23 protein-coding genes and 1 tRNA gene are annotated in these 15792 nt (G+C 54.8%); 8 read left to right on the top strand and 16 right to left on the bottom strand.

The window, feature by feature from the left end; all coding sequences use genetic code 11:
• Positions 1-4 precede the first annotated feature (4 nt).
• Both gap and JN414_RS13105 read left to right on the top strand, forming a co-directional pair.
• Positions 5-1024 carry a type I glyceraldehyde-3-phosphate dehydrogenase gene (gap, locus tag JN414_RS13110; protein ID WP_202208333.1) on the top strand — a complete coding sequence of 340 codons (1020 nt, stop codon included), beginning with the start codon at positions 5-7 and terminating at the stop codon, positions 1022-1024.
• Positions 1025-1027: 3 nt separating this feature from the next.
• Positions 1028-2242 (top strand): phosphoglycerate kinase, encoded by a 1215-nt coding sequence (locus JN414_RS13105; protein ID WP_046900852.1) that lies wholly within the window; start codon positions 1028-1030, stop codon positions 2240-2242.
• Between the two features lie 50 nt (positions 2243-2292).
• Here the strand turns inward: JN414_RS13105 and JN414_RS13100 are convergent, their stop codons facing one another.
• Both JN414_RS13100 and JN414_RS13095 read right to left on the bottom strand, forming a co-directional pair.
• Complete coding sequence (locus JN414_RS13100) at positions 2293-2481, bottom strand: helix-turn-helix transcriptional regulator (RefSeq protein ID WP_202208331.1); 189 nt, start codon at positions 2479-2481, stop codon at positions 2293-2295.
• Positions 2478-2858, bottom strand: a complete 381-nt coding sequence (locus JN414_RS13095) for a hypothetical protein (RefSeq protein WP_202208329.1) — start codon at positions 2856-2858, stop codon at positions 2478-2480. Before JN414_RS13095 ends, JN414_RS13100 begins: the two co-directional genes overlap by 4 nt.
• Before the next feature lie 197 nt (positions 2859-3055).
• Between JN414_RS13095 and JN414_RS13090 the strand changes: the two genes are divergently transcribed.
• A complete protein-coding gene (locus JN414_RS13090) occupies positions 3056-3508 on the top strand; it encodes a hypothetical protein (RefSeq protein WP_202208327.1) in 453 nt (150 codons plus the stop codon).
• A gap of 359 nt (positions 3509-3867) precedes the next feature.
• Here JN414_RS13090 and rpoH read toward each other — a convergent pair whose 3' ends face one another.
• Together rpoH and JN414_RS13080 are read right to left on the bottom strand one after the other, a co-directional pair.
• A complete protein-coding gene (rpoH, locus tag JN414_RS13085; RefSeq protein ID WP_046900857.1) occupies positions 3868-4761 on the bottom strand; it encodes an RNA polymerase sigma factor RpoH in 894 nt (297 codons plus the stop codon).
• Between the two features lie 224 nt (positions 4762-4985).
• Positions 4986-5972, bottom strand: coding sequence for an RluA family pseudouridine synthase (locus JN414_RS13080; RefSeq protein ID WP_202208326.1), 987 nt, complete (start codon positions 5970-5972; stop codon positions 4986-4988).
• Here JN414_RS13080 and JN414_RS13075 point away from each other — a divergent pair.
• Together JN414_RS13075 and JN414_RS13070 are read left to right on the top strand one after the other, a co-directional pair.
• Entirely contained in the window at positions 5971-6339 is a 369-nt protein-coding gene (locus JN414_RS13075) for a DUF6476 family protein (protein ID WP_174694841.1), read from the top strand. The two genes, JN414_RS13080 and JN414_RS13075, sit on opposite strands and share 2 nt — an antisense overlap.
• Before the next feature lie 68 nt (positions 6340-6407).
• The gene (locus JN414_RS13070) at positions 6408-6884 is read left to right on the top strand and encodes a TspO/MBR family protein (protein ID WP_202208324.1); all 477 of its coding nucleotides are present in this window, start codon (positions 6408-6410) and stop codon (positions 6882-6884) included.
• Here the strand turns inward: JN414_RS13070 and JN414_RS13065 are convergent.
• Positions 6857-7189: a helix-turn-helix transcriptional regulator gene (locus tag JN414_RS13065; RefSeq protein ID WP_046900860.1), complete on the bottom strand. Its 333-nt coding sequence runs from the start codon at positions 7187-7189 to the stop codon at positions 6857-6859. The genes JN414_RS13070 and JN414_RS13065 overlap by 28 nt on opposite strands.
• Before the next feature lie 95 nt (positions 7190-7284).
• On the opposite strand from JN414_RS13065, the gene JN414_RS13060 reads away from it, so the two are divergent.
• Positions 7285-8358: an alkene reductase gene (locus JN414_RS13060; protein ID WP_202208322.1), complete on the top strand. Its 1074-nt coding sequence runs from the start codon at positions 7285-7287 to the stop codon at positions 8356-8358.
• Positions 8359-8416: 58 nt separating this feature from the next.
• Here JN414_RS13060 and JN414_RS13055 read toward each other — a convergent pair whose 3' ends face one another.
• From JN414_RS13055 to rlmB, 3 genes are all read right to left on the bottom strand, one after another.
• A complete protein-coding gene (locus JN414_RS13055) occupies positions 8417-9490 on the bottom strand; it encodes a Hint domain-containing protein (RefSeq protein WP_202208320.1) in 1074 nt (357 codons plus the stop codon).
• Positions 9491-9550: 60 nt separating this feature from the next.
• Entirely contained in the window at positions 9551-9847 is a 297-nt protein-coding gene (locus JN414_RS13050) for a hypothetical protein (RefSeq protein ID WP_202208319.1), read from the bottom strand.
• A 307-nt stretch (positions 9848-10154) separates the two neighbouring features.
• Positions 10155-10961, bottom strand: coding sequence for a 23S rRNA (guanosine(2251)-2'-O)-methyltransferase RlmB (gene rlmB, locus JN414_RS13045; RefSeq protein WP_237390064.1), 807 nt, complete (start codon positions 10959-10961; stop codon positions 10155-10157).
• Positions 10962-11031: 70 nt separating this feature from the next.
• On the opposite strand from rlmB, the gene JN414_RS13040 reads away from it, so the two are divergent.
• A tRNA-Tyr gene (locus JN414_RS13040) sits at positions 11032-11117 on the top strand.
• Positions 11118-11277: 160 nt separating this feature from the next.
• Positions 11278-12525, top strand: a complete 1248-nt coding sequence (locus tag JN414_RS13035) for a phage integrase central domain-containing protein (RefSeq protein ID WP_202208317.1) — start codon at positions 11278-11280, stop codon at positions 12523-12525.
• On the opposite strand, the gene JN414_RS13030 is transcribed toward JN414_RS13035, so the two are convergent.
• From JN414_RS13030 to JN414_RS13000, 8 genes are all read right to left on the bottom strand, one after another.
• Positions 12522-12752, bottom strand: coding sequence for an AlpA family transcriptional regulator (locus JN414_RS13030; protein ID WP_237390063.1), 231 nt, complete (start codon positions 12750-12752; stop codon positions 12522-12524). The two genes, JN414_RS13035 and JN414_RS13030, sit on opposite strands and share 4 nt — an antisense overlap.
• A gap of 199 nt (positions 12753-12951) precedes the next feature.
• Positions 12952-13407 (bottom strand): hypothetical protein, encoded by a 456-nt coding sequence (locus JN414_RS13025; protein ID WP_202208316.1) that lies wholly within the window; start codon positions 13405-13407, stop codon positions 12952-12954.
• Complete coding sequence (locus JN414_RS13020) at positions 13404-13661, bottom strand: DUF3850 domain-containing protein (RefSeq protein ID WP_202208315.1); 258 nt, start codon at positions 13659-13661, stop codon at positions 13404-13406. The genes JN414_RS13025 and JN414_RS13020 overlap by 4 nt, the downstream gene beginning before the upstream one ends.
• The gene (locus tag JN414_RS13015; RefSeq protein WP_202208314.1) at positions 13658-13978 is read right to left on the bottom strand and encodes a hypothetical protein; all 321 of its coding nucleotides are present in this window, start codon (positions 13976-13978) and stop codon (positions 13658-13660) included. Before JN414_RS13015 ends, JN414_RS13020 begins: the two co-directional genes overlap by 4 nt.
• Entirely contained in the window at positions 13975-14442 is a 468-nt protein-coding gene (locus JN414_RS17260) for an XF1762 family protein (RefSeq protein ID WP_375781684.1), read from the bottom strand. Before JN414_RS17260 ends, JN414_RS13015 begins: the two co-directional genes overlap by 4 nt.
• Complete coding sequence (locus JN414_RS13010) at positions 14442-14756, bottom strand: hypothetical protein (protein WP_202208313.1); 315 nt, start codon at positions 14754-14756, stop codon at positions 14442-14444. The genes JN414_RS17260 and JN414_RS13010 overlap by 1 nt, the downstream gene beginning before the upstream one ends.
• Complete coding sequence (locus JN414_RS13005; RefSeq protein WP_202208312.1) at positions 14753-14986, bottom strand: hypothetical protein; 234 nt, start codon at positions 14984-14986, stop codon at positions 14753-14755. Before JN414_RS13005 ends, JN414_RS13010 begins: the two co-directional genes overlap by 4 nt.
• The gene (locus JN414_RS13000; protein ID WP_202208311.1) at positions 14986-15708 is read right to left on the bottom strand and encodes a hypothetical protein; all 723 of its coding nucleotides are present in this window, start codon (positions 15706-15708) and stop codon (positions 14986-14988) included. The genes JN414_RS13005 and JN414_RS13000 overlap by 1 nt, the downstream gene beginning before the upstream one ends.
• Positions 15709-15792: the final 84 nt, after the last annotated feature.

Raw genomic sequence — 15792 nt, 5'->3', positions numbered from 1 at the left:
AGGCATGGCGGTAAAAATCGCAATCAACGGTTTCGGACGTATCGGACGTCTCGTTCTGCGCGGCATCATTGAGAGCGGTCGTACGGACGTTGAGGTCGTAGCTATCAACGATCTTGGCTCGGTCGAAGCAAACGCACACCTTCTGGCTTATGACAGCGTCCATGGCCGTCTGCCAGGCAAAGTCCGTGCTGAAGGCAATACGCTCATCATTGAAGCAAACGGCCGCACCTATGGTCCGATTACCGTTTCTGCCGAGCGTGATCCGTCCAAGGTTCCATTCGAAGGCATTGATGTTGCCATGGAATGTACGGGCCTCTTCACCACGCGTGAAAAGGCTGCTGCCCTGCTGGAAGCTGGTGCAAAGCGCGTCATCGTCTCCGCTCCTGCAACGGATGTGGATGCCACCATTGTTTTCGGTGTGAACGACGACGTTCTGACGCCGGACATGAAGGTCATTTCCAACGCATCCTGCACCACGAACTGCCTTGCCCCTGTCGCTTACGTTCTGGACGAAGCGTTTGGTATCGAGCGCGGCTACATGGTCACGATTCACTCCTACACCGGTGACCAGCGCACGGTGGACACCCTGCACAAGGATCCCCGTCGTGCCCGCGCTGCGGCCCTGAACATGATCCCGACGTCCACGGGCGCTGCGAAGGCTGTTGGTCTGGTTCTGCCGCATCTGAAGGGCAAGCTGGACGGCACGGCGATCCGCGTTCCGACGCCGAACGTCTCTCTTGTCTCTCTCGACTTCGTGCCGAAGACCGCTCCTGCTTCCGCTGAAGCCGTGAACGAAGCGATCCGTGCAGCGTCCGAAGGCAAGCTCAAGGGCGTTCTGGACTACAACACGGCACCGCTGGTCAGCACGGATTTCAACCACTCTCCTGCGTCTTCCACGTTCGATGCAACACAGACGGCTCTGGTCGATGGCGGCCAGCTCGTTCGCATCTGCGCCTGGTATGACAATGAGTGGGGTTTCTCCAACCGCATGGCCGACACGGCTGCTGCTTTCGGGAGCCTCTGACCCATGGTTTTCCGCACGCTCGACACCCTGGAGGCACGCGGCAAGCGCGTGCTCGTCCGGGCTGATCTGAACGTGCCGATGCATGACGGCGTCATCACTGACGCCACGCGCATCGAGCGCGTTGCCCCGACCATCAATGAGCTTGCCGGTAAGGGCGCGCGCGTTGTGGTCCTCAGCCATTTCGACCGCCCGAAGGGCAAGGTCGTTCCTGGCATGTCCCTGCGTCCGATTGCTGAAAAGCTTGGGGAAGTTCTGGGCAAGCCGGTTGGTTTCGTTCCGGAATGCGTAGGTCCGACTGTTGAAGCTGCTGTTGCGGCTCTCAATGATGGGGAAGTGCTGGTTCTGGAAAACACGCGCTTTCATGCGGGTGAAGAAGCCAACGATCCAGAATTCGCCAAGGCGATTGCGCAGAATGGCGATATTTTCGTCAATGATGCCTTCTCGGCAGCGCATCGCGCCCATGCCTCTACCGAAGGTGTGGCGCATGATCTTCCGTCTTTCGCCGGGCGGTTGATGCAGGCCGAGCTATCGGCTTTGTCGGCTGCGCTGGAAAACCCGGAACGTCCGGTTGGTGCCATCATCGGTGGCTCCAAGATCTCCACGAAGCTGGATCTGATTGGCAATGTTATCGCTAAGGTGGACACACTGTTCATCACGGGGGCCATGGCCAACACGTTCCTGGCGGCAGAAGGCATGAATGTCGGCAAGTCCCTTCAGGAAGCGGACATGCACGAAACAGCTCGCAAGATTGCGCATCTGGCGCAGGAAAAGGGCTGTGAAATCATTCTGCCAGTGGATGCCGTTGTGGCGCGCGAATTCAAGGCCGGTGCAGAAACCGAAACCTGCCTGATTGGCGAAGTGCCTGCCGACGCCATGATCCTTGATGCTGGTCCGCGCACTGTTGCGCTGATCAACGAGCGTCTGGCTACGTTGAAAACGCTTGTCTGGAACGGCCCACTCGGGGCGTTTGAGATCGAGCCGTTTGATCGTGCAACGGTTGAGGTTGCACAGGAAGCTGCTCGCCTGACGCAGGAAGGCAAGCTTCGTACTGTGGCAGGCGGTGGAGACACTGTTTCTGCGCTGCGTCACGCCGGTGTTGCTGGACAGATGAGCTACGTTTCCACGGCGGGTGGTGCGTTCCTGGAGTGGCTGGAAGGGAAAATCCTTCCAGGCATCGAGGTGCTTCGCACAACCGGACACCAGCTTGGTCTGGACTGAGTTCTAAAAAAGCGGGGAGAGCAATCTCCCCGCTTTTTTTGTAGCCGCATTTACGGAAAAAAGATTTCCTCAATGCTACGGCCGAAAAGCTGTGAAATCGTGAATGCCAATGGCAGGCTCGGGTCGTAACGCCCTTTTTCAATGGCATTGACTGTTTGTCTTGATACCGCCAGCGCTGCGGCCAGATCGGCCTGGCTCCAGCTTCGTTCTGCCCGAAGTTCCTTGAGGCAGTTGTTCATCGATAGCGCCTTTGGGCGACAAGGCCCCCGATCCACCAGAGGGTTCCCATGATCGGCCAGACTGCAAAAGCTCTGAGCTTTGGTAACCCGGCACTTTCGGCAAAGCCCCAGCCGAAGGTCAGTAGAGCGGTTCCCAAAAATGACATTGCAATGGCATCCAACTGAATCCGACGTTGTAATTCATCCATTCGCCAGATTGCACGCATGATGACCCATGCGGCTGTCACCGCTCCCACCATGGGCGTGAGTGCCAGTATTATTCTTGTTAAAGGTGCAGGGTGGAGTGCCTGTTGCAGATAATTGGCTCCGAACAGCAGCACAAGATACAGCGCGAGCGCGCTACCGAGTTCGATGAGATATTGACGACCATACAACATGTCTGAGCCCTCCTGATGTAAAGCAAGCTTTACTTTTTAGGCTCGAATGTCAAGTAAGCTTTACAAAATATTCATTTCAGATACCTGCTCGGATCACGTTTTGTGACGTCACGAAACTTTCTAATTTTTTCAATTGTAATTGGAGGCTTTGACCCAGCACACTGTTTTCAGCTCCCCGTCGTGCTGGAATCCGCCTGATGCGCCTTCTGCCTATGCTGATGAAGTCTTTTCCACTGTTCGCTCTGGCAGTAGGAACATGCAGTGCGTTCGCTGCAGAAACTGTGCAGCCAGCTTCGGCGACGAAAAAGCCGTTCTCAGCGTTTACGCATCCTTTTAATGCTTCTCTGTCTCAGGACGCATCGGCTGACCCGCGGCAAGGAGCGGCGCTGATGCGCGGTTTGGAACACCACCGGGCGGACGTTATCGCGCAACAAATGACTTCAGGTTTCGGCGCGGCACCAGTCCCTGATGAGAATATTGAAGGTCCTCAGGATTCAGCGCAGTCCGATGCCTATGTGAAGCCCGATTTCTTTTCCAACAAAGTCGGCGAAGTCAACGATGCCGCTGCGGAAAATCACCCTGATCAGCATCGTAAAGGCGGCGGCGCAATGGCGGGCGGGCTAGCTTTGGCCGTGCCTCTCTCCCAATAAGCCCCTGTTCGGTCAATTAGGGCGATGCATATAAATTGAGTGGCTCAGGCAAGGGCTTCTCGTAGGATATGAATGGCAGCCTCAGGAGCTTCAATATACACATGGAAATGGGTGTGAGCTTTTGACCAATGAAGATGCAGCCTGACGCTTTTTAGGCAGCGTTCAACATAGTTCGAAAAATTGGCAGTCTTTGTTTTGGTAGACGATGCTTGCGAAGGCCTGTTGTGCCTTCCGAGGCGGGACATAGAAAGGCGTAAGCCATCCAGGTCTGCCCTCCTCGGGAGAGGATTGGGCTTCGTCACATAAAAAGGGCTGCCAACACTTGTGCTGGCAGCCCTTTTTCTAAAAAGCTTTTCTTATCAGGCCTGAAGGCCATTCTCGCGACGACGAAGTTCAACTTCGGCCGACATGGCCTTCTGAAGCTTCTCCATGGCGCGGGCTTCAATCTGACGGATCCGCTCACGCGACACGTTGTAGTGGTGAGAAAGATCTTCCAGCGTAGATGGTTCTTCCTTGAGGCGACGCTCTGCCAGAATGTGACGCTCGCGCTCATTCAGGGTCATCATGGCTTGATCGAGAAGGGCTTTACGACCGCTGAACTCTTCTGACGCCGCGTAGGTCTGCTCCTGGTTTTCGTTGTCGTCCACCAGCCAGTCCTGCCACTCGCCTTCGCCATCAATGCGCAGGGGCGCATTCAGGCTATGGTCCGGGGCAGCAAGACGCTGGTTCATTGACACCACGTCCTGTTCCGGAACGCCGAGCGTGGTGGCAATGGAGTTCACCTGCTCGGGCTTCAGATCACCATCATCAATCGCCTGCATCTGTCCTTTCAGGCGACGGAGATTGAAGAACAGCTTTTTCTGTGAAGCTGTCGTACCGATTTTAACCAGTGACCAACTATGCAGGATATACTCCTGCATGGCGGCACGGATCCACCACATGGCATAGGTTGCAAGGCGGAAGCCACGCTCCGGGTCGAAGCGGCGGACAGCCTGCATCATACCGATGTTGCCCTCACTGATGAGTTCATTCACCGGGAGGCCATAGCCGCGATAGCCCATGGCAATCTTGGCCACGAGACGAAGGTGAGACGTCACCAGGCGGTGTGCCGCACTGGTGTCTTCATTCTTGCGCCAGGCACGGGAGAGATCGAGCTCTTCCTGCGGCGTCAGAAGGGGGAATTTGCGGATTTCCTGGAGATAACGGGTCAGGTTGTTTTCAGGACCCACGGAGATGACAGCTGGAGATGCCATGGTCTTCGATTCCTTTCGCCCGGGGGTGTGCCTGGCTCGATGAGGAATAGACTCATACGAACTGGCAGAGGCAAAGTTCCTCACACCCAGGTGACGCATTGGGAAGGACTATCACGTCCCCAGCCGCTTACCCCCAGATTGGGCAGTGCACGGTGGTACGATCCGTTCCGGCGGCGCGTCAGCTCGTCGGATAAGTAAGTTTATGACAGGTGGAACCGAAAAGGTCAAGAACTTTCAGAGGTTGAGCCTGTCAGGCGCATTTTCAAGGTCTGGAAGTCTTCAGGAGGCGCAGTTTCGAAAGAAAGTGGCTTTTTTGTCCTGGGATGAATGAATCCGAGTCGGGCGGCATGGAGAGCCTGGCGTGGGAAATCGAGAGCCGCTTCTTTCGCATCCTGAGGTAAACCGCGGGCTGCGGCCGGAATACGACGCAGATACACGGGGTCTCCGAGGAGAGGGTGCCCCGCCTGTGAGAGATGAACACGAATCTGGTGGGTTCGCCCAGTGGCCAGTTTGCATTCGATCAAAGAGACGCTTGCATGGATCGGCTCCAGCAGCTTGAAGCGCGTGAGAGCGGTTTTTCCGCCTGACTGAACGACCGCCATGCGCTTGCGGTCTTTCTTGTCCCGCCCAATGGCGCCGTCAAATTCGCCGGAAGAGGGTAGGAGACCCCAGGCAAGGGCCATGTAGGCACGATCTATATCGCGCGCAGCGAACGCTTCAGACAGGGCATTATGAGCCATGGCATTCTTGGCCACCACCATCAGGCCTGATGTGTCCTTATCGAGCCGGTGTACGATTCCGGGGCGTTTTTCACCGCCAATGCCTTCAAACCCTTCGCCGCAATGTCCGAGAAGGGCGTTGACCAGAGTGCCGGTTTCGTTGCCGGGGGCAGGATGGGTCACGAGCCCGGCCTGCTTATCCAGAACGATCAGGTCCCGGTCTTCATATAAGATCGTCAGGGGCAGATTTTCCGCCAAGGGACGAGCCGGAAGTGGGGTAGGGAACGAAAGCACAAGCTCCATCCCGTCGCGGAGTATATCGGCGGGCTCATTGACGATCTGGCCGTTGCGGCTCAGATGACCCTCTTCGATCAGGGTCTTGACCCGGGAGCGGGAAATCGTGCCGATGGCGTCAGCAAGGGCGCGATCAACGCGTTGGCCGGCCAGGCTGGCATCAACAACAAGACGGAACGGGGTTTCAGGATCTGACATGAATCAGGGTTTAGCCGAGGATCAAGCGGGCAGCGAGTCAGGCACACCGAAAGCGTTGCTCGGCGCCGTCATTATCATGGGAGTTATGATCGTCGCCGGCGTGGCGGTCATGATTGGTGTGATCGCCCATCGCGTTATGCATCCGCATCATGATGTCAGTATTTCCGCGCCGCCATCCGGGTCTTCGACGCGCCTTGCGTTGCCCTTGGGAGAGGGGGAACATATTACGGCTGTGACTGCACGGCCGGACGGCATGATGGCTGTAACATTAGGGCGCCCGGGCGCTGAACGCGTTCTCTTGTGGAGCCCTGAGGCAGGTCGCGTCATGGCGGAACTCGATTTCGGCGTGCCTCCCAGCGCCCCGTAAGGTCTTTCGGCTGAACATTCCAGTTCCTGATGCGTTGTTACTGACAAGATCATATCAGGACAGACATCATGGGACGCATTATTGACGCCGCTCTGGCTGCTGGAACGGTTTTCGGAGCGCAATATCTCGGCCGGGAGATCAGCCCGGCCGAAGATGGCTCAACCCGGCGCTGGTATCACCATCTGAACAAGCCAGAATTTTCGCCGCCAGCGCCTGTGTATGCCGTGGTCTGGACCCTTCTGGACGGCCTGCTGGCATGGTCCGGGTATCGTCTTCTGCGAGCTGAACGTTCCTGCGCACGGACCGCAGCACTTTGGCTTTGGGCTATCTGCGTTGCTGGCGTAGCTGGCTTTCCGTTCGCAGTTTTCCGGAAGCGGCGTCTGGATGCAGGATTGGCGATCTGCATTGGTCTGGTCGTAACGTCAGGCGCGTCGATCTGGACGGCAAAAAAAGCTGATCCGGCCGCAGCTAAGCTCCAGATCCCGTTTTTCGTGTGGCTGACGTTTGCGGTGTTTGTTCAGGAAGAAGTTTGGCGCCGCAACTGAGTGGCGTCTGCCCCACCGAGGATTGATTGCATCAGCCCGGGAAAGCGTTCTTCAAGTTCCTGAAGGCGGAGGGAATTGTGGTGCTGCACGCCTTCAATTCGGGTGTGCAGAACGCCGCTTTCTCTCAAAACCTGAAAATGATGGGACATGCTGGACTTCGGGCGTGCCCCGATCAGGGCGGCACAATTTGCCTCTCCCAGAACATATAACCGCTGGACGATGTCCAGACGCACGGGGTCAGCCAGAGCCCTGAGGACCGTAATCAGATCGAGCTTTTTCAGATCGGGCGAGTCATGGCACGGCATACGGCGTCTTATCCCTTCCTTGAAGAATTGACGCAACACTTCTATAGTTCGATCGTTATCGAACTATAGAAGTTTCGATCAGGGAGTACCCTTTCATGCCCGATCTTTTTGATCCCATTGAACTTGGTGGATTTTCGGCAAAAAACCGCATTTTCATGTCTCCCCTCACAAGAGCACGTGCGGGCCGGGATGCAGTTCCAACACCGATCATGGCAAAGTATTACGCGCAACGGGCGGAAGCCGGTCTCATCATCTCTGAGGCAACAGGGATCTCCCGGGAAGGGCTGGGCTGGCCCTATGCGCCGGGCATCTGGTCTGACGAACAGGTTGAGGCATGGAAGCCCATCACAAAGGCTGTGCATGACAAAGGCGGCCGCATTGTCTGCCAGCTTTGGCATATGGGCCGGATGGTTCACTTCTCCGTCACAGGTTTGCAGCCGGTTGCACCGTCAGCCACGACGGCACCCGGTCAGTCTCACACCTATGACGGCAAGCTGCCTTATGAAGAGGCGCGCGCGCTGAGACTGGATGAAATTCCCCGTATTCTGGCAGATTATGAACGTGCCTCTCAAAATGCCATCAAGGCAGGCTTCGATGGCATTCAGCTTCATGCAGCCAATGGCTATCTGATTGACGAATTCCTGAAGGACGGAACCAATCATCGGACAGATGAATATGGCGGTTCAGCCGAGAACAGAATCCGGCTTCTCTCGCAGGTCACTGAGCGGATCATCTCGACCATTGGTGGAGAGAGAACTGGCGTCAGGCTTTCTCCGAATGGTGACACACAGGGATGCCTTGATTCCGCACCGGGAACCGTTTTCGTACCTGCGGCCGCTGAACTGGAGCGTCTGGGCGTAGCGTGGCTTGAATTGCGTGAACCTGGACCGGATGGCACGTTTGGCAAAACGGATCAGCCACCGGTTTCACCGCAGATCCGGAAGGTATTTCGCCGTCCGCTGGTGTTGAATCAGGATTATACATTCGAAGCCGCTCAGGAGGCTGTCCGCCAAGGCCGGGCTGATGCAATAGCCTTTGGGCGTAAATTTATTTCAAATCCGGATCTACCGACGCGTTTCGCTAAAGGCTTGCCGCTTCAGGCAGATGATATGGCCACATGGTATAGCCGTGGGGAGCACGGATATACGGACTACGCTTTCGCTAGCTGAGGCTAAATACCGGGGCGAGATGTCGTCCCGGTTATCTCGGCCACAGATGAATGGCACTTTAGGCCGAAAGTGATTCAGAGTGTTGGGAATCTAAGTCTTCCAGCAGGTAGGGGCCTCCAGCGAGGATTTCGATGGCAAGCATTCCGAGGCTGTTGGTTGAGCGTTCAGCAAGTGGAAGAAGAGCATTGCCGTTCGTCCAGCGGACATTATTCTTTTCCAAAGGATACCAGCCTTCCAGATCCTTCTCACCCTTTTTGGACGAAAGACAGATGGATTTTCCGGAATCGTAAAAGGTGACGTCACCGACGCAAACGCCAAGCTGTCGGCGGTCATCAACAAACGGGCCGATTGTGTCGCAGGGACGGCTGGAGCGAGAAACCAACCTCACTGAGGTGACGGCGGATGGAATCATAAAGAGTGAGCGACCGCCCACCTCGCGTGTTTTATGGATAATCAGCCCGGTGTCAGAGATCAGATGAAAATCTGACTCCGTTGTCATCGCAACGGGCTTCGTCTGCCCTGGAGTATGAAGCTGTTTTGCGCGCTGTAGAATTTTCGCAAAAAGAGGCTCTACAAAACGGCGGGCGGGCACGGCAGGAGCGGTAGAGCGCTTATCCTGGCTTTTCGTATGGTTTGCGATGACAGCAATACTATCGTTTTTATGGAAGGAAAGACGGTTACCATTCGCGAGGTAACTCTCAATCAGCAGGCCATTTGCCATAATGGTTGAGTGGGTTTCAGTCTGTATATGAACGTGAGTGAAGCTAGTGATGCTACGGTCGTAGAAAATGGACCGCCCATTGACCAGCATGCGAGCAGGAACGAGGTTACCGTTTAAAAACAGGCAGTGTTCCGGCGTAATGAGCAAATCTTTATAAGGGACTTCGTCTGCAATTGCGTTTTTCAGGATACGCACAGGATATCCTGCTTGATCGTTTGGAAGACTAACTTTGGCATTAATATGCGTATGGCCAATCTTTATAATTTTAACTGTTTTTGGTGATTTATCACAATAGGCGAGCACGTCATCGCCAACTTTAAGACTTTGTATTGGCGTCTCACCTGACGGTGTTGCGACAGTGAAATCTACAGTAAAGCAGGCACACTCATTGGTCTTCTCATTAATTTCCAAAGACTTTTCTTTTGTAGTATTGGGTTTAATGAATTTTTCTTTGTTATCTTTTTTTACTGTCTAATTTTTAGTAATGACATTCAAATTTGCTTTTTGAGGATAGATATACTTCTGGGGGCTGGAGTGTTCGGTAAGCGGAAAAGAGTATGGTGATCCTGACGTGACAGCACTTGAGGTAAGAGAAACTGTAATATTTTTCTCGAAATTCAAGTTTTCATCGTTTGGATAAGTTATTTTTCTTAACGAATGAATTTCTAGATTAGAAAAATAGTAATTACCTAAAATGGTTCTATAATTATTTCTGGGCTTTGTTTGAGTTTTTACTGGCGATTTTTTATAAAAGGGCGTCGTCGCCATTCCACCTCTCCTGTCTATCTCATAGATTCTATGAACAAACATAGGAAACCGGCATGTCGACCGGTGATCTGAATACAGATACACGGTAGCAGTTAGAAAATTATTAATGCAAACCTTAATGTGATGAAATTTGACGATAATGGGGCATTTTCACAAAATAGTGATTTAAAAATGGCAGAGTTCGTTAAAATAAATTATTCGTTATTAATTAGGTAACAAATAATTTCATGTTCCTGATCAATCAGCGAGGATGTGTTTGATCCTCGCTGATTGATTTTCCAGATTATGGTTCTGATCAGAACCGCACTTAATTCTGGGGGCGGGCCAGTTCATAGAGCGCAACGGCCGCTGCGTTGGATACGTTCAGGCTTTCCATATTTCCGGGCATATAAACGCTGGCAATCTCATCGCAGGTTTCTCGCGTCAGTCTGCGTAGTCCTGCACCTTCTGCGCCAAGAACCAAAGCAACGCGGCGCGTGCCAAAGCTGCTTCCGTCGAGCCTTGATCCGCCTGCATCCAGTCCGACAACCCAGACGTCCTGAGACTGGAGGGTTGCAAGGGCGCGTGACAGGTTCACTTCCCGAATGATGGGAACAAGGTCCAGCGCGCCTGATGCCGCCTTGGCCATGGCACCGCTTTCCTGCGGAGTATTGCGATCCTGAACAAGCAACGCACAGGCGCCGAATGCGGCAGCGGAGCGCAGGATGGCGCCGATGTTCCGAGGATCCGTAACCTGATCCAGCACAAGAATGGGGCCGGGCCGTTCAAGTGCTTCATGAATGGTTGGCGGTTCGAGGGCTTCGACCCGAAGGCAGACGCCCTGATGAACGGCATCACGCTCACACAGGCGATCCAGTCGTTCGCGGTCAACGATCTGGGGTTGGGCACGGAGAGACTGACTGAATGATGATGCGGCCTCTCGAGTTGCGAGAAACTCGAGAATGGTTCGGTCAGGATTGTTAAGTGCGGCTTCTACGGCATGGTGGCCATAGATCCAGTATCCGGAGGCAGGTTTGCCTGAACGGGAGGAGCGCTCGGCATTGCCGGAACGTTGAGGGCCTCTGTCCCCAGAGTGGGACGGGGCGGCGGATCGGGAGTTTGGTCGTCTGGACATGAAAAAATCATATAATCGACGATAGGCGATTGACATAGCCGTTCATCCGCCATATTCCAACCGCCGACCCGGAGAGGTGCCCGAGTGGCTAAAGGGGGCGGACTGTAAATCCGCTGGCGTACGCCTACGTTGGTTCGAATCCAACTCTCTCCACCAGGTCTCCTTCTCATACAATCTAATCTTGTCTCAAAGCCTTGGTTCTCCAAGCGTTTTGCGCCATTCTTTTGTCTCAAGTGTTCTTGTTCTGTTCCGTCCTGTCTCGTCGTGAGCCGGGTATCGGTCGGGCAAAATTGAGATAGGGACCGGGTATAGCAAAATGCTGACTGACACTCAGATTCGTGCGGCCAAGCCGAAAGAAAAACCGTACAAGCTCACAGATGGGGGCGGTCTATATCTGCAAGTCTCGCCAGCTGGTGGCAAACACTGGCGCTGGCGCTATGAGTTCCAGGGCAAAGAAAAGACCTACACGATTGGATCATACCCGGATACCCGGTTGCCTGATGCCCGGTCAGAGCGGGATGATGCTCGAAAGGTTCTAAAATCTGGCCGGGATCCGTCAAAAGAAAAGAAGATCCTGAAGGCTGTCGCCAGAATTGATCCAAACCAGACTTTTGAAGCGACTGCGCGTGACTGGTTCGATCAGCGGAAAGACTTGTGGACAGAGCAGTACGCAGTTGACGTCTGGCGCAGCCTGGAGCGGGATGTCATCCCCTCAGTCGGTCACATGCCTATTAATGATCTGACGCCACCGATCGTCCTGGCTGTCCTGCGGGAAATAGAGGATCGAGGCGCGGTCGAGACAGCGCATCGAGTTCGCCAGCGTATGTCTGACGTTTTCGTCCACGCGATCGCCAGTGGGTATGGCGTTGCAGATCCTGCTGCCATTGTTGCGCCGGCGCTTCGTCCTGTTGTTCGTGGAAGGCAGCCGGCCATCACGGATCTGCATGATGCGCGGGCAATGATCAGGAAGGTCGAAACGGAAGACGCCCATCCTGTAACTTTGCTGGCGCTCCGGCTTCTCTATTTGACGGCCGTTCGGCCTGGTGAACTGCGCTATGCTCGATGGGAAGAATTTGAGGATATGGAAGGCGATGCTCCGCTATGGAGAATTCCAGCCGCAAGAATGAAGAAAAAACGGGAACACTTGGTCCCGTTGTCGCGCCAGGCTGTGGAAGTCTTAAAGGCTCTTCATCCTCTATCTGGGCGATGGCCGCATCTATTTCCAAACACACGGCGGCCCAGGCAGGTGATCAGTGAGAATGCTCTGGGGTATCTTCTGAATCGTGCGGGCTTCCATCAGCGGCATGTTCCGCATGGATTTAGGGCCACGTTTTCAAGTTCTATGAATGAAATGTATCCAGAAGACCGGCAAGTCATCGACATTATGCTGGCGCATATCATGAAAGACCGTGTCGAAGGCGCCTATAATAGGTCGGTGCATTTATCCAGGCGAAGAGAGTTAGCCCAGATCTGGGCCGACCTGATCCTGAAAGGGCAGGTCGGGGTGGATGAGTTAGTCAGCACAAAGAGGAAGGAAGGTCGGCCGGAAGCGTATATGCTTTAATTCGTGCTTTGGGCCTGATTGGCCCATCCTTCAGCTCCGACCTCTATCCATCGTTCGATAGTGTTGTGTTCCCACCGGACAGAGCCTGACGATAGGCGTTTCGGTTTGGGGAATGTACCGGCAGACATATGACGATAGATCGTCGCGCGGCTCCAGGTGACGCGTTCCTGTACTTCCTTGATTGTAAGAAGCTGATCACTCGTCACTGTAGTTTCACCTTTCTTCACGATTTTTCTCTTTCCATGGCAAAATCAATCGCCGTTCTCATGCTGTCGCTGGAGCTTAATTTTTGGCATCTACTACCGGAGCAGTTCCAGACTACCCATACATTCAGGTGTTGCTCGGGGATGGCTCCAAATTGGTGGAAACCAATCTGGAGTTTATTGGCCTCTAGCCAATTCAGCCGCTCCGTATCCGTCCGCCCGCTCATGCGCGATACCCCGGATAATCTGGATAAATCGGCCGCAAAGACACGGCCGCTGTGTGTCCAGCATCCGTCAGGACGAAATAAGACTCCCCTTCGTTCCATCCCCGGCCCGTGTCTTTCATCAGTCCGGCCTGAACCAGGCTGCAAATCGCCTTGTCATCCGTTGCTGTGTAGAATCTCTGGTTTATCAGAGTGTGGTTCAATACTGATTTCGCCTCTTCATCCAGCGCAGCAGTGACCGCATCGACAGCTGGCAAGATGATGTCCTCATCCGGCATCCGCCGTACGCGGATGCTGGCGAAAGTGATCGAATCACAATCTGCTCCCAGAAGTTTCTGGTATCGAGCCTTGCTCGCCGTAGGGGCGTAAATAATCTCACCTAGACCGTAGGCGGGATCCATTATCTGCGCATGCCAAGCCTTGCGCACCCTGGCTGTATCCGTCCGTCCGCTCATGCCGGGTCTCCGAAGCAAAGCATGACATGACCGGGTGATAGCCATGGCCCTTCGTCGGCGTGCAGAATAAAGGTGATCTCACGGACAATGGAGTTTGTGCCGATGCGGCCAAGCGCCTCGGTCCAAGGGTACAATTCGACCAGATCACCGACTTGATACCCGCGATCATCAAGCCGGACTTCTGCTGTTTTCTGACGCAGGACAACCGACTCATAGTAGATCGGCGCTGTCTTCAGTTCGTGGATGCGCCTCATGCCGGGTCTCCTGCGCGCGCATGAGCTTCCCAGCCGCCAAGGCGCTCTTGGGTAAGGTCCAATCCACCCGCCTTCAGAATGTCAGTCATAGTGTCCCATGAGCCTACAGACAGTCCCATAGCGTTTCCCGACGCCGAATTGATCATTTTCAAGCCAATGGTTTCCCAGCGGAAACAGTCTTCCTTTTTCCAGTGACCTGTTACGGGCATGAGATTTCTGCCATCGAACGGCAGGACGTTTACGCCCACGCGTTCGAAGGCTTTTGACAGCATCGCCGCGGTTTTGTGGCGCACTTTTCCTACTGCATTCGCCCTCATGCCGGGTCTCCTGCGCAAGCTGTCCACATACCTACACACCATCGCTCTTTGCGCCCGATCGGGTGTTTATCTTCGCGTGGCCGTGAATCTCGGCTCCATGTTTCTCCACGCGTTTCTCCATGCTTTTTCCAACCAGAAGCCCGTAAAGATGCGCCGCCTTCTTCCGGCAAGATAAAGGTGCAAGCCCGGGTGTAGCCAATCGCTCGCGCAGCTCGCCAAGCGGCTGAATACAGAAAAGAGCAGGCGTTTCGCGTCCCATCAGTGCATAGACGAGTGATTTCCACCGTGTACCCGTCGTCACAGCGGCGAGCGGAAGGGCGGCCTACTACGCACACACCCACGAGTTTCCCCGTCGCGTCTCTCGCTCCGATACCAAAGAGCCAACCAACCGGCCGCTTATGATGCCTGTGAAGAGCGTCAACAAAAGCGAAGGCCTCTGCCTGCTTAATAGGTACGGCACGCATCACACCCCTCCCTCGCGTGTGAGGGCAGGAACACGGATCACCGGCCTGTAGTAGCGGATACCTATGCGCCCTTCTGGAACGTCCGGGCCATCATAGTATTCGCAAATCACCCAACCTGCGGGCGGGATGGTAATGCGCCCCCAAGGTTCGACGTTAATTTGGGCGCGCCACCGCTTGCCTGGTGTCGTTCCCGTTGGCAGCGAACAACTGTATTCTGGCAAGCTCTTGAAATAGCTGAGTGTCCCCCGTAACGGGGGCCGGGCACGATGTATTTCTTTCGCAGCTTCTACGGCTTGTTTCAGATCCTTGGTCATGCCGGGTCTCCTGCGTGTATGGCAGTTTGCAGCATTACAGGTGGATGTGAGTGCGTTCCCCAGACCCACAATTCCACCGATCCGCCATTGTTAAGCATTTTCAGCTCGTCTGGCGTTGGCTCCCACCGCGTCACGAGGCAGTTATCAACCCGACGCGCAAAGAGATCTCGCACACCATCACGGCCGCCGCGCAGAACAACGTCAGATCCTTCGATGTTAAGCGGTACCATCACACTCCTCCCTCGCGTGTGAGGGCGGCGATTGGGTCTCGGCCACCGCGTGCTGATCTGATCTTTGCAAGCGCTTTCGCATCATATTCGGTCAAATCAGCCGCTTTGATATCGTCTTCGGTCAATCCGCATTCGGCCAAAACGTCACATGCGATAGATGGCTCGTCATGTAGGTTCGTCAGGTTGCAACAAGCGATCAGATATCCCTGATTAAATGCCTGTTTTTTTGCTTCGCGCATATCAGCAAGTTGCGCATCCAACACCTTCACCCGCGCCTTACTCGCCTCGGCATCAGCCCGCGCGAGCTGCTCGGCTTCAGTCAGGGACGCAATCTCCGCTTCCAGCGTGGCGACGTTGGCGGGGCGGGTGTAGAGAATGTGCTTGTCATCATCATTTTCGACCGCATCGTATTCGTCCCTTCCGCAAAAGCACCATCCTTCGTAATCGGCGTGCCTTAAGTAAACGACCTCCCCACCCTGCGCATTCTCCGCCTTCCGGCGCTGTTCTTCCACGCCTCGGGCTTCGGCTTCTGTCTGGCTCTGATGTGCAATATCACAGCGGACATAGAGTACCGGGCCTTCTACAAGCCGATCTGCATCTAGGTCGTCGCCGTCCAGTTCAAGCTGCCAAGTGTCGCCTGAATAGCGCCCGACGCACACTGACTCTGGATAGGTGGAAAGCTGCTCGCGTCGTGTCCGCGCGTTATGCGTGTTCTGGGTCATTTCGCGGCTCCTTTCGGCGTGCTGCGCTTGATCTGGGCGAGTGTGTTGCGGATTGATCGGACGTCGCCTGGCGTGGATGAGCTG

The organism is Gluconobacter sp. Gdi (assembly GCF_014132155.1).
Taxonomy (GTDB): Bacteria; Pseudomonadota; Alphaproteobacteria; order Acetobacterales; family Acetobacteraceae; genus Gluconobacter.
This window is presented reverse-complemented; position numbering and strand designations above follow the sequence as displayed.

Excerpts from the sequence above, each read along its gene's own strand:
- JN414_RS13080 (WP_202208326.1), bottom strand. The coding sequence starts at position 5,972 with ATGTCAGATCCTGAAACCCCGTTCCGTCTTGTTGTTGATGCCAGCCTG.
- JN414_RS13025 (WP_202208316.1), bottom strand. The coding sequence starts at position 13,407 with ATGAGCGGACGGACGGATACAGCCAGGGTGCGCAAGGCTTGGCATGCG.
- JN414_RS13015 (WP_202208314.1), bottom strand. The coding sequence starts at position 13,978 with ATGAGGGCGAATGCAGTAGGAAAAGTGCGCCACAAAACCGCGGCGATG.
- JN414_RS13050 (WP_202208319.1), bottom strand. The coding sequence starts at position 9,847 with ATGGCGACGACGCCCTTTTATAAAAAATCGCCAGTAAAAACTCAAACA.
- rlmB (WP_237390064.1), bottom strand. The coding sequence starts at position 10,961 with ATGTCCAGACGACCAAACTCCCGATCCGCCGCCCCGTCCCACTCTGGG.
- gap (WP_202208333.1), top strand. The coding sequence starts at position 5 with ATGGCGGTAAAAATCGCAATCAACGGTTTCGGACGTATCGGACGTCTC.
- JN414_RS13105 (WP_046900852.1), top strand. The coding sequence starts at position 1,028 with ATGGTTTTCCGCACGCTCGACACCCTGGAGGCACGCGGCAAGCGCGTG.
- JN414_RS13010 (WP_202208313.1), bottom strand. The coding sequence starts at position 14,756 with ATGACCAAGGATCTGAAACAAGCCGTAGAAGCTGCGAAAGAAATACAT.
- JN414_RS13070 (WP_202208324.1), top strand. The coding sequence starts at position 6,408 with ATGGGACGCATTATTGACGCCGCTCTGGCTGCTGGAACGGTTTTCGGA.
- JN414_RS13100 (WP_202208331.1), bottom strand. The coding sequence starts at position 2,481 with ATGAACAACTGCCTCAAGGAACTTCGGGCAGAACGAAGCTGGAGCCAG.
- JN414_RS13020 (WP_202208315.1), bottom strand. The coding sequence starts at position 13,661 with ATGAGGCGCATCCACGAACTGAAGACAGCGCCGATCTACTATGAGTCG.
- rpoH (WP_046900857.1), bottom strand. The coding sequence starts at position 4,761 with ATGGCATCTCCAGCTGTCATCTCCGTGGGTCCTGAAAACAACCTGACC.
- JN414_RS13095 (WP_202208329.1), bottom strand. The coding sequence starts at position 2,858 with ATGTTGTATGGTCGTCAATATCTCATCGAACTCGGTAGCGCGCTCGCG.
- JN414_RS17260 (WP_375781684.1), bottom strand. The coding sequence starts at position 14,442 with ATGCGTGCCGTACCTATTAAGCAGGCAGAGGCCTTCGCTTTTGTTGAC.
- JN414_RS13060 (WP_202208322.1), top strand. The coding sequence starts at position 7,285 with ATGCCCGATCTTTTTGATCCCATTGAACTTGGTGGATTTTCGGCAAAA.
- JN414_RS13075 (WP_174694841.1), top strand. The coding sequence starts at position 5,971 with ATGAATCAGGGTTTAGCCGAGGATCAAGCGGGCAGCGAGTCAGGCACA.
- JN414_RS13035 (WP_202208317.1), top strand. The coding sequence starts at position 11,278 with ATGCTGACTGACACTCAGATTCGTGCGGCCAAGCCGAAAGAAAAACCG.
- JN414_RS13065 (WP_046900860.1), bottom strand. The coding sequence starts at position 7,189 with ATGCCGTGCCATGACTCGCCCGATCTGAAAAAGCTCGATCTGATTACG.
- JN414_RS13005 (WP_202208312.1), bottom strand. The coding sequence starts at position 14,986 with ATGGTACCGCTTAACATCGAAGGATCTGACGTTGTTCTGCGCGGCGGC.
- JN414_RS13090 (WP_202208327.1), top strand. The coding sequence starts at position 3,056 with ATGCGCCTTCTGCCTATGCTGATGAAGTCTTTTCCACTGTTCGCTCTG.
- JN414_RS13000 (WP_202208311.1), bottom strand. The coding sequence starts at position 15,708 with ATGACCCAGAACACGCATAACGCGCGGACACGACGCGAGCAGCTTTCC.